Consider the following 10,100-nt stretch of genomic DNA (forward strand, 5'->3'; position numbering starts at 1 on the left):
CCGTGGTTGTCGACGCCGTGAACTTCGAAGACATACTTCGCCAGATCTAGACCTATCCGAACGACCTGCATAACATCCTCCTTCGCTGCAGTTGACGCTCGAGATTCCACCGCGGCAAGGGCGGGGGCCCCCGATTTGCAAGAGTTTTTTCGCGTGATGAACAGTGGTCGCTTGCAGTCATGTGTCCGGCCTTTCAGTGCGGTCTTACATGACCGATGGCCTTGATGGGTTCCGCGAGTCGAGGCCTTATCAGTTGGTCGGGATCGGAATCCCGCTGAGGCGGTCAGGTTACTCTCGATCCCTCGGGTGACCGACTTGCCATCACGTGTTTTCACTCTCGCAAGCTTACGGCACGCCGCAGCTCAGCAGGTCATGCTGTCGCTGTTGCGTGTCGCTAGGTGTCCTGTCTGCTCATGAGGGCCCAAGCCACGCGCGCCGTCTTATTCGCCGAGGCGACAGCGGCGACAAGCCGTGGCTTTCTGCTGAGCAGGGAGGTTAGCCAGGGATTGGTCTTGGCTTGCTTCGAGCAAAGCAGCACCGTGTGCGCACTGTTGACCAGCAGGCGACGGAGATAACTGTCCCCTCGCTTGCTAATTCCACCGAGGCGCGCCTTGCCCCCGGTGGAGTTTTGTCTCGGCACTAGCCCGAGCCAGGCGGCAAACTCTCTGCCGCTACGGAATGTGTTGGGATCTGCAACCGTTGCTGCGATGGCCGTGGCGATGATCGGCCCGATGCCTGGAATGGTAGCCAGTCGTTGGCTGACTGGGTTGCTCTTATGCCACGCGAGAACCTGCTTCTCGAGACCAACGATCCGTACCTGAATATCTTCGATGTGGTTGACCATTACCTGCAACACCTGACGGGCAATATCCGGTACACGCCCATCATTCTCGTTCGTGACAATCGCAATCAGTTTCGCCACCTTGTGCAGACCCTGCGCCTCGATAAGACCGAACTCGGCCAGGTGCCCACGCAGAGCATTCACCAGCATGGTGCGCTGGCGGACCAGCAAATCTCGAGCCCGATGCATCATGAGCGCCGATTGTTGCTCCGCCGTCTTTATCGGGACGAAGCGCATCGACGGACGCCTAACCGCCTCGCAGATCGCCTCGGCATCGGCCACGTCGTGCTTGTTACGCTTTACATAGGCTTTCACATAGTTGGGCGGCATCAGGCGCGCTTCATGGCCAAGCGCAATCAACTCACGAGCCCAATGGTGCGCCGTCGCGCAGGCTTCGAGGCCGATGAGGCACGGCGGAATCTCGGCAAAGAACGCGAGGACCTGGCTGCGTCGCAGCCGCTTGCGCATCACGACGCTGCCCATCTCGTCGACCGCATGAACCTGGAAGACACTCTTTGCCAGATCAAGACCAATTGTTGTAATATCGCCCGTGGATGGCTCCCTTTGCTGGTGATCTCTAACGACCACCATCCTGGCACATCGATGCCGTCAGGGGGCCATCCACCCCATCAGTTGGCGGCCTCTTTCATTTTATCGAATGGCGGCCTAAGGCCCATCGCTACCGTTCAGGTCGGCTCAGAGGGTACCTGGCCCTGCTAGCGGCCAGACTTCGTGGCGAATGCGCCGGAGTTATTTTCAATCCGGCTTGAATATCATCTGCCAGCCTTTCCGTGTGTCCATATATTCACGAACCTGCTTGATGCTGTCGCCCGCAACGACGAAGACGAAGCAATAGTCATTTTCATAGGGCTGGCCGCCTGGGAGTGGCTCGCATCCGCTCCTCAACCACGACAATATCGCCATCCGCATGAATGCCGCAACATGTATTGGAAATTGGGCTGTAACGTCCAGCCGTCCTTGACCTGATAATTGGTAAACCGCTGTCAGCAATCCTTCGAAGCTGCGCACTGGCCAAGTCATATCGACCAAAGTCCGATAATCCGCGTCGAGTGCCTGCGCTCGTTTCGAGACGTGGGCATAACCCGCGGCGATCCCGAACTTATCGTCAGGGCGGTCATCGCGCAGGCCGATGAACTCAACGCCCACATCCGCGTAAAGATCGATCAGGTTGCGATCGGCAGGCGCGCCTGCGGCCCTGGCGAACACGCCGATCCCCCGATCATCGCTATGAGGCACGCGGTGGATCTGCTGCTCGAAAACCGCCCACCCTCCGACATCCCCGGACAATAGCAAGGGCTCGCCGCTGCTGCTGGCGGCAGCGGCGAGCGAGGCCCCGTTCGACGCGAGCCGCTGATCTGCGAAGGAACCGAAGTGCCGCCAGCCTCCGAACTTGATCTGGCCGGTCAGGCTCGGGTCGCCCTTCTTGTTATTCCAGGCATACTGAATCTGCCCGAGCAACAGCGGCGCATTCGTTGACGCGGAAATTAAGGCCGTAGCGGTTGCGCTCCTGCGGGTCGGCCGGACCGCGTCCGGCCTGGTCGCCATCGAAGATTCCGCCAAGCACAGCAAGCTGATCGGTTACGTTGACGAGCAGCTCCCATGGCGGCCAAAGGCGGCGAGGGTCCACCGCTGGGCAGATTTACCGACGTGATGGCTGGCCAACCCATGGAGGCGCTGGTGAACACGTCCGTGTACTTGGTGTTGAAGAATTCGCTGTCCGCGGCTAGCTGGCCCAATTTCAGCGAGACCTGCTTCGCACCCCACTGCTTTTCAAAATAGGCTTCGTACAGACGGGTCGACGGCAGAGCCTCGATCCCGCTAACAACGAAGAAGTTCTGCAGGTTACTGCGCGATAGCCCGTCACCATGGATCAGGAACATGTTGGCGTGAAAGGTGAGCTTGTCGATCCCAATCAGCTTCTGCAAATCGACGGCGAGGTTCAGGCGACCTTCGTAGATCGCGCTCTGCTTCAATCCTCCGGACGCGATGCCGAGCACCTCGCCGATGTAGGTCGCCGCGAACTTCACGCCGTACTTCTGCAGCGGATTGGGCAGCAACCCAAGCGTCTTTTCCTCCACCGTGCTCTCTCCCGTGTCGGGATCGGCCGGTTTGTCGTCATCGGTCTTCTTATCCTCTTGCCCAATGGCATTGGTCGCAAGGAACAGAACAACCGCCATCAAAAGCGCCGCTTCTAGTGCATTGGCCGACGAAGGCGGCGTGAGTTTCTGGGTGCCTGGCTTTTTTGGAAGCCTGTCGGCGGCGCCCCAGCAGCCGGGTTGGTCGCTGGCGACCGTCTACTACCACACCTCGGTATGTGGCCTTGGCGCGTGAACTCCAGACGGGCAGAGTCCCTGCGAACTTGTCGGCCCGCCTGAACGCGAGTCTGACCGGTACCGGCGATCTGGGTTTTGTCATCCCGAGCTACGTGTTCGCAACGCCGGTGCTTGGCGGCCAGGCAACGTTTGCCCTTGTGGGTGCCTATGGCGTCACCAGCGCTTAGCTGGCGGGCACGTTGTCGGGAAACCTCTCGACGCCTGTCGGAAGCATCCCCTTCATGCGGTCCGACAGCTTCAGCGATACCACTTGGGGCTTCGCCGATGTTATTCCTCAATTCTCCCTGCGTTGGAACGCAGGCGTCAACAACTTCATGACCTACGTCACTGGCGACATACCTGTTGGAGCCTATCAGTCCACGAGACTGGCGAATCTGGGCCTCGGCCACGGCGCCATCGATGCCGGCGGCGGGTACACCTACTTCAATCCGGCGACGGGCCCCGAATTATCCGCGGTGCTCGGATTTACGTACAACTTTGTCAACCCGTCGACGCAGTACCAGAGCGGCGTGGACATGCATCTCGACTGGGGCGCGTCGCAATTCCTGACCAAGCAGGTGCAGGTGGGTCTGGTAGGGTACGCCTACAAGGAACTGGGGTGCGACAGCGGCTCTGGCGACCGGGTCGGGTGCTTCCTGTCGCAGGTGTTCGGCGTCGGGCCGCAGTTCGGCTACGTCTTTCCGCTCAGCGAAGGCCTCCACGGGTACGTCAATCTCAAGGGATACGCGGAATTCGGAGGGGCGGCTCGCCCGACCGGGTGGAACAGCTGGCTCACATTTGCCATCTCGCCCGCAGCGGCGCCTCCGCCCCCCGGTACATCGCATGATCACGAAATAGGTTACGGTTCTCGACCGCATTTTTCAGGAGCCACTGACGGCTCTCGTGGCCGTTCCACGGTTCAATTTCGTCCTGAGCGGGGCGCCAGGTTTCGGCATAGCAGCGCCTGAACAGCCTTCGGTTGGAGATGACGCTGACCGAAGACGACGTGCCCACTGTGGAGGAGCCGGCAGGATGAGCCTGCCGCCTGTCAGGCCTCGCCTGGTCCGGTGCAGGTCGAGATCGGTGGCGTCGTGCGCGGCACCAGCAGTGGCCGCTCGGTTACTCCGGATCGGGCAGTCGGGCTGCCCTTGGCATCGTACCGCTTGGCGAGATCCAAGAGGCGACGTCGGGTGAACGGATCGGCCTGCTCGGCGATGTCCCGGACCCGCTGCGCGAGGCTCCAATAGAATTCCTGCTCCATGACGCACCCTCGCAACATCACTGCCCGGACTTGAGTAGCCTGCGGTCGCGGAGTCAAGAAGCGTCGGCACGCGGATGCAACTTTCCGTGTCGGTCTTGAGATCGCGATGCCGGCGGACGTAGACTGGCCATCGCAGGGGAAATCAGATGCCGGTGTTCTATCCGTCCGGAAGGCCTGCCCTGCGTGCGGCAGGCAGATGAAGGCTGTGCCCGACGAAGTCGCTCATGGGGAATTGCGGTACGTCTGCACCGGTTGTGACGACGACCCGTTGCGCGACTTGAAGCCGCAAGTGGGCGGACGGGCCGCTGAAGCCTCTGGAGGAGTAGTCCGCGCTGTTGAGGCTGATCCGTCGGCAGTAGGTGTCGAGACCCTTTCGGGGGCCGCGTGGTCGTGGAGTTGTTCGATGACAGTGGTTTACCGGCCCGCCCGCGCGGAAGATCTGGAGTTCGCCGACGCGCTTGTCGTGTCCAGCATCAACGATCTCACGGTCCGCCATAATTTCGGGCAAATGGCCTCCCCAAGCCAGCCGAACTTTCAGTTGTTCTCACTGGCGGACGATCCCGACGGTCTCTGGGTCGCGGAAGCCGACGGCCGGATCCTGGGCTTCGCCTGGAGCTGGGTCTGCGGCGACATCTGGTTTCTGGCGCAGCTCTTCGTTTCTCCCGACCGTCAGGGTGGGAGCATCGGCAACGAGCTGATCAAACGGACGCTGGATCACGCCGAGAAGTCCGGCGCTTCCAACAGGGTTCTGATCACATTTGCCTTCAACGCCGTATCGCAGGGGCTCTACATCCGCCACGGACTGTTTCCGCGATTTCCGATCTACAGCGTCAGCGCGCCCCGGGAGCATTTAGTCGGTCGCCTGAATGGGCCGCAATTCGAATGCGCTCCGCTCGACGAAGAAGCTTCGACGCTGGCTCGCCTCGCGCAGGCGGACGAGCGGGTGCTTGGGATCTCGCGCGAGAAGCACCACCGATATCTCATCAACGACAGCCGGACGCGAGGCTTCAGCCTCTACGATGGAGCTGATTGGTTGGGCTACGCTTACGTCGATGCCGGCGGCCACGCCGGACCTGTCGCGGTGCTGCAGTCCAGCGCGATGGCCACCGCCTTCAGGACGGCGCTGCGCCTCGCCGCAGAGAGCGGCGCCTCGCAGGTGTCGGCATTCTTGCCCGGCTCGAGCGAAGCGGCCCTCTCGGCGGCGCTCGAGTGCGGCATGCGGATCAAGTTTCCGATGCTTCTGATGTCGTCGCGCGATTTCGGCAGTTGGGCCCAGTATCTGCCTCGCAATCCGGGCTTCATGTGACATCGTGTGGTGAGACTCGCAGTGCTGAAATGTCTGCGGCCGGGCCGCTGCGCTTTTCAAGGCGGGCCATCGCAAATTGAGCTTCGTCTTTAGGTCGGCGTTAACGGCGTCTGCGCAGCGGAGCGTGCCTTAACCTGCCGTGAAGGTGAGGGGGCGGATGCTGGTCGCTTTACGGCGGCAGAGCCATGGCCAACGACATCATTACGCACCGGGACGCGCTGCGCCACACGATGGGCCGCTCTGCCGTGAGCGTCGGCCTGACCGTCCTCTTGACGTTGTCCCTGTGCTTCCTACAGTTCGGATCCAATCCGGATGCGTTGGTGCGCGTCGGCTTCGTGACCAAATCGTCTATCCTCATCAGCATGATGATTTCGGGGCTGCTGACGGCCGCCCTGAGCTACCGGTCCGCGCTGACGATGCGCGAGCTGGCGCTGACGCGCGCCGAGCTGCAGCGAATCTCCGGCACCGACCAGCTGACCGGACTGCTCAACCGACGTGGCTTCGACCAGGCTGCCGAATCGGCCCTCACCAAGGCGCGCGATGCTAACCTGCCGACCACGGTGCTGATGTGTGACATCGACCGCTTCAAGGCGATCAACGACCAGTTCGGGCACGACTTCGGAGACAAGGTGCTCATCGCGGTCGCGCAGGTGTTGTGCTCCTTCGCCGAGCGAAGGCAGATGCTGGTGGCAAGGCATGGCGGCGAGGAGTTCGCCGTTGTGATGACCGGGGTATCCAGGGAACGCGCTGCCCAATACGCCGAAGATCTGCGGCAGGCCTGCGCCGCCGAAGTAGTCGTCGGCGAAGGTGCCTCGACCAACGTGACGATCAGCATCGGGCTCGCCCAATCCCATGGCGAAATGGATCTGGGCAAGGTCATGCGCATGGCCGATCAGGCGCTCTATGCCGCCAAACACCGAGGTCGCAATCGCGTGGTCCGGGCGGACGTCCTGGACTCGGTCGCGGCGTAGCCCCCAAACGGACCTCAAACGGCGCGTTCCCGAAGGGTACCAGTTTCTTGATCCGTTCCCATCCGCCACGATGGTACTGGCCTGTTTCCGACGCTAGTGGCCTAGTTCGATTTTGGGAGTGGCCTGATTTGAGTGAGCAATTTTGCTCAGCTTTAATCTGCGATGCCTGCAAAGATCCCGTGGCCGGAACACAAGTCAGAGTGCAATGATGATTGGGGCCGCTTCCAGGAGGTCCTTGACGCGTTCGTCCGGCGCCAAGCATTCGCATCCTAATCCAAATTTAAACCTCGTCCAGCAAGCCGCCGATCCCCTAGTGGAGCGAGCCGGGGATTGGCTTTTTGGCGGCGAGCTATCTATCTGCTTGGTCGCGCCATTCGAGCGGCGAGCTCGGGCCTTACATAGATCGGGTGGCCGCCGCACGGGTCGGAGGGGTTCGTATCGACGCCCACAAATGGAAAGGGATTGGGTCAGCGACGATCTGGACGCACGTGGAGGGGCACGACTTTATCCATGTCGCTGTGACCGGAGCGCCGGCTTTGCAGCTTCACCACCTGCTCGAGTTCGAGAGCCTCTATGGCGAGCTCATCTGCCAAGCGTTCGAAAAGTGCGCGCTTCTGCGGGTCGCTCGATCGTCTGCTCATAAGGACCAAATCCGCGGCATCGGCGCGGAGTTTGTCCAATTTTTCCCTTAGATCCGCCATGGTATCGGCCCCGTCCTAGACCTACCTCGTCATGCGTGACGGGATGCAGGTCAACGGCGGAACACGCTATGGGTTCTTCGTTAACCGATTGTTAGGCCGACGTTCGTGAAGGCCGAGATGTGTGAACGAGCACCCGCTAGCTTTGCCGAGCGCGCGTCTGCGGCTATCCGATCAATGCTTCAGTGCGCACACGTGGTCACGAGCAGCATGGTCCGGCTGCATTGCCAATCGGATCCCAACATTGGTTCAGGGACTCCACGAGGAGTACCGATGGCCATAGTAGTACCAGCCGCCGCCAGAACGCCAGAGCAGCGGCGGTCAGCGCGAGCATTCGATAGGTTGCCAAGTTCCACTTCATTGCGCTTCCCTCCAGTGGAAGCGCGCACGCTACGCTCGGTGATACCCTGCCGGTTGTGAACTACTTCACACAATGCGCATCACAGCCGTGTGCAGGAGGCCCGCCGGCACGAATTGGTGGGCATTGTTCGCCAACGTCGCGCTTCCCTATCGTTGGACACCGTCATCAGTTCAGCTTGAAAAACGTCTGCCCTAGCCGCTCCTTGAGTGTTTCCAGTAACGACATTCTCGTATCAGGCGCCGCAACTTGCGCTCCCGTTTCGCGTACGGGAATAATATTCAACTGTTTCGCTGCTCGACGGTGAGAGACTTTTTTCGCGGATTCGCCTTTTGCCGCATGCTTCGGCTTCAAGACCTCGCCGCCTGATTTCGGAGTGACCGGCTTCCGGGCGACGTCAAGTTCGGAGAATGCGCTCTGCAGAGGCCGAGCAGATTGCACCGACGTCATTGATGTAGAAGGACTGATGTTCGACGGAGCCACAATGGTCGGCAAGCTGGTATCGATTATGACCCGTTCAGGCGCCCTCTCGGCTGAGCTGATCTTGATGGACGGTCGCTCTACGTCGCTGTTACCGGGGCCCATCGCCTGCTGCGGCAAGCACCAGCCGATAGCGATCAGCAACAGGACGAGAGCGCTGCCGACGAATCCGAAATACTTCATCAAAGGCACAGGCCGCCTCCGTTTGGCGACGACCTTGAGACCTCGATTGTTAGCAAAAAGCTAAAGGTAGATTAAAACAGAAGACATGGTTATCACGCATGCTGCGGCGCAGCGGCTATTTCGCCGGCGTTCGTGACTTCGATGGTGCATCGTAGATCTCGATCTTCAGCTTCGGATACTTTGCCAACAAATCAAGGGCCGCTTTAGTCGCGGCGTCCTGATCAAGAAATTCGGTCTTGAAACGACCATCGACGAGCATCGCATAACCGATAGCCGGCGCGAGGTCAGCACGCCGAACTTGGCTTGGTTGCGGACGTTCCAGGTGAAGGGTTGTTTTGTTCATTCCTTGCAGAACGCCCTTGCTGCTGAGGCTCTCGCAAATCGCCGAATTGGATGCTCGCGGTCTCCCAACCGGCGTAAGCACAGAACAGGAGAACAAAAATTCGAAATGCAATCGACATGCCGCCCGCCTTTTCTTGTTGGTGACGACGGTACAAATAACGTCTTACGGGCAGCTTAGGAGAAAGGGTTTGCGCAAGGTATACGCCTGAGCGAGAAGCGAGGCTGGTTTGCCGAAGCCGCAGTCACATTTCTGTCGTTGTCGGTCCTATTCAGCATTCATAAATGAATTCGCTATCGTGACCAGGTGTACTGCGGCGGTGCCCAGCTGCTCCATTTCCTTGTCAGCAGTGTAGGCTGAAGCCGCTCGTCGATAGGCGATTGCAACCGTTGCGTATGCATCCGTGATCAGTACAGCTGAATGATCGTGCGCATCTTTTGCTTTCCGATTACGTACTTGGACGACTTTTGTCGCGGCCTGAGCGGTTAATTCAGCAAGCTTCTCGTTACTTAAGCTCGGATCATCAATACCAGGCTGACATGCAGAAGCCGCGCCGGCGATTGCCTGATAGTATTGGCGCTTTTGCCACTCATTGGCCGTCAGGTAACTCTGCAGCAGGCGGCGAGCCCTGCCTTCAAGCTGCTTTCGATCGCTTTTGATCTTTCGACGATCTGAGCTAAGCCAGCGGAGCATCGTTTGCCTATTCTCTTCGGCGCCTAACGCAAAGATCAAGGGGCTATAAAGTTCCACCAGCACACTTGAGCCCGTTCGCCCAGCGCCGCCCGGACATAATCTTACATCCTGCCGGTCTAGCGAACAGGACGAATTCTACGATGGATCAAGAGAGGAAAGAGGTCGAAAGTAATTTGCCGCCATATTGCTTTGTCCGCCCTGCGAAGGGCGCGTGCCGTCAGGGTATAAAGCTCCGTTTGCGGCAGCGGAACAGGGCCCCCGGTTGGATCGGCAGCGTAATCTAGGGTCTGTACCTAATTAGCGAGTTCTGATTCCCTGGTGCCAAGTTGATTCGGCACGGGGACTTCGATGCGCAAAGGACTGTTCTGGCTCAACGACAAGCAGTGGGCTCAGATAGAGCCGCATCTGCCAACGAACCAGACCGGCCCGGCGCGCGAAGACGATCGACGCATTATCAGCGGTATCATTCACATGCTCCAGTGCGGCGCACGCTGGCGCGATTGCCCGTCCGACTATGGCCCTTACACGACGATCTACAATCGGTTCAATCGCTGGGCTAAGCGCGGACATTGGCAGGCGATCTTTGAAGCGCTCGCCCGCTGCGGCAAGGACCGAGTGGCTTTGTCGATCGACCCC

The 10,100-nt window shown here is 59.9% G+C and carries 12 protein-coding genes; 4 read left to right on the plus strand and 8 right to left on the minus strand.

All coding sequences use genetic code 11. The features are described from left to right. Positions 1–394: 394 nt before the first annotated feature. The 3 genes from IVB36_RS04120 to IVB36_RS39995 all read right to left on the minus strand — a co-directional run bounded on the left by IVB36_RS04120 (position 395) and on the right by IVB36_RS39995 (position 3,039). A complete protein-coding gene (locus IVB36_RS04120; protein ID WP_247390751.1) occupies positions 395–1,432 on the minus strand; it encodes an IS110 family transposase in 1,038 nt (345 codons plus the stop codon). Positions 1,433–1,597: 165 nt separating this feature from the next. After that, a complete protein-coding gene (locus IVB36_RS39990) occupies positions 1,598–2,407 on the minus strand; it encodes a carbohydrate porin (RefSeq protein WP_253075201.1) in 810 nt (269 codons plus the stop codon). Then, on the minus strand, positions 2,347–3,039 hold the full coding sequence (locus IVB36_RS39995; protein ID WP_253075202.1) for a carbohydrate porin: 693 nt from the start codon (positions 3,037–3,039) through the stop codon (positions 2,347–2,349). The genes IVB36_RS39990 and IVB36_RS39995 overlap by 61 nt, the downstream gene beginning before the upstream one ends. A 377-nt stretch (positions 3,040–3,416) precedes the next feature. On the opposite strand from IVB36_RS39995, the gene IVB36_RS40350 reads away from it, so the two are divergent. Continuing rightward, positions 3,417–4,142 (plus strand): transporter, encoded by a 726-nt coding sequence (locus IVB36_RS40350; RefSeq protein WP_346015367.1) that lies wholly within the window; start codon positions 3,417–3,419, stop codon positions 4,140–4,142. An 80-nt stretch (positions 4,143–4,222) separates the two neighbouring features. Here IVB36_RS40350 and IVB36_RS04135 read toward each other — a convergent pair whose 3' ends face one another. After that, positions 4,223–4,435, minus strand: a complete 213-nt coding sequence (locus IVB36_RS04135; protein WP_247361375.1) for a hypothetical protein — start codon at positions 4,433–4,435, stop codon at positions 4,223–4,225. 205 nt (positions 4,436–4,640) lie between these two features. Here IVB36_RS04135 and IVB36_RS04140 point away from each other — a divergent pair, with 205 nt between their 5' ends. Then, complete coding sequence (locus IVB36_RS04140) at positions 4,641–5,741, plus strand: GNAT family N-acetyltransferase (protein ID WP_247390752.1); 1,101 nt, start codon at positions 4,641–4,643, stop codon at positions 5,739–5,741. A gap of 185 nt (positions 5,742–5,926) precedes the next feature. Continuing rightward, positions 5,927–6,712, plus strand: coding sequence for a GGDEF domain-containing protein (locus tag IVB36_RS04145; RefSeq protein ID WP_247361370.1), 786 nt, complete (start codon positions 5,927–5,929; stop codon positions 6,710–6,712). A 467-nt stretch (positions 6,713–7,179) separates the two neighbouring features. Here the strand turns inward: IVB36_RS04145 and IVB36_RS04150 are convergent, their stop codons facing one another. The 4 genes from IVB36_RS04150 to IVB36_RS04165 form a co-directional block, all read right to left on the minus strand. Beyond that, positions 7,180–7,413, minus strand: coding sequence for a hypothetical protein (locus tag IVB36_RS04150; RefSeq protein ID WP_247361368.1), 234 nt, complete (start codon positions 7,411–7,413; stop codon positions 7,180–7,182). 523 nt (positions 7,414–7,936) lie between these two features. Further along, positions 7,937–8,440, minus strand: coding sequence for a hypothetical protein (locus IVB36_RS04155; protein ID WP_247361360.1), 504 nt, complete (start codon positions 8,438–8,440; stop codon positions 7,937–7,939). Positions 8,441–8,546: 106 nt separating this feature from the next. Then, the gene (locus IVB36_RS04160) at positions 8,547–8,774 is read right to left on the minus strand and encodes a hypothetical protein (protein WP_247361358.1); all 228 of its coding nucleotides are present in this window, start codon (positions 8,772–8,774) and stop codon (positions 8,547–8,549) included. Between the two features lie 264 nt (positions 8,775–9,038). After that, positions 9,039–9,527, minus strand: a complete 489-nt coding sequence (locus tag IVB36_RS04165; RefSeq protein ID WP_247390754.1) for a hypothetical protein — start codon at positions 9,525–9,527, stop codon at positions 9,039–9,041. A 285-nt stretch (positions 9,528–9,812) separates the two neighbouring features. Here IVB36_RS04165 and IVB36_RS04170 point away from each other — a divergent pair. Next, a partial coding sequence (locus IVB36_RS04170) for a transposase (RefSeq protein ID WP_247390755.1) occupies positions 9,813–10,100 on the plus strand: 288 nt, incomplete at its 3' end.

It is taken from the genome of Bradyrhizobium sp. 35, from assembly GCF_023073215.1.
Taxonomy (GTDB): Bacteria; Pseudomonadota; Alphaproteobacteria; order Rhizobiales; family Xanthobacteraceae; genus Bradyrhizobium; species Bradyrhizobium canariense_D.

Coding starts and splice junctions, on each gene's coding strand:
- IVB36_RS04120 (WP_247390751.1), bottom strand. CDS start 1,432: ATGGTGGTCGTTAGAGATCACCAGCAAAGGGAGCCATCCACGGGCGAT.
- IVB36_RS39990 (WP_253075201.1), bottom strand. CDS start 2,407: ATGGCGACCAGGCCGGACGCGGTCCGGCCGACCCGCAGGAGCGCAACC.
- IVB36_RS39995 (WP_253075202.1), bottom strand. CDS start 3,039: ATGGCGGTTGTTCTGTTCCTTGCGACCAATGCCATTGGGCAAGAGGAT.
- IVB36_RS40350 (WP_346015367.1), top strand. CDS start 3,417: ATGCGGTCCGACAGCTTCAGCGATACCACTTGGGGCTTCGCCGATGTT.
- IVB36_RS04135 (WP_247361375.1), bottom strand. CDS start 4,435: ATGGAGCAGGAATTCTATTGGAGCCTCGCGCAGCGGGTCCGGGACATC.
- IVB36_RS04145 (WP_247361370.1), top strand. CDS start 5,927: ATGGCCAACGACATCATTACGCACCGGGACGCGCTGCGCCACACGATG.
- IVB36_RS04150 (WP_247361368.1), bottom strand. CDS start 7,413: ATGGCGGATCTAAGGGAAAAATTGGACAAACTCCGCGCCGATGCCGCG.
- IVB36_RS04160 (WP_247361358.1), bottom strand. CDS start 8,774: ATGAACAAAACAACCCTTCACCTGGAACGTCCGCAACCAAGCCAAGTT.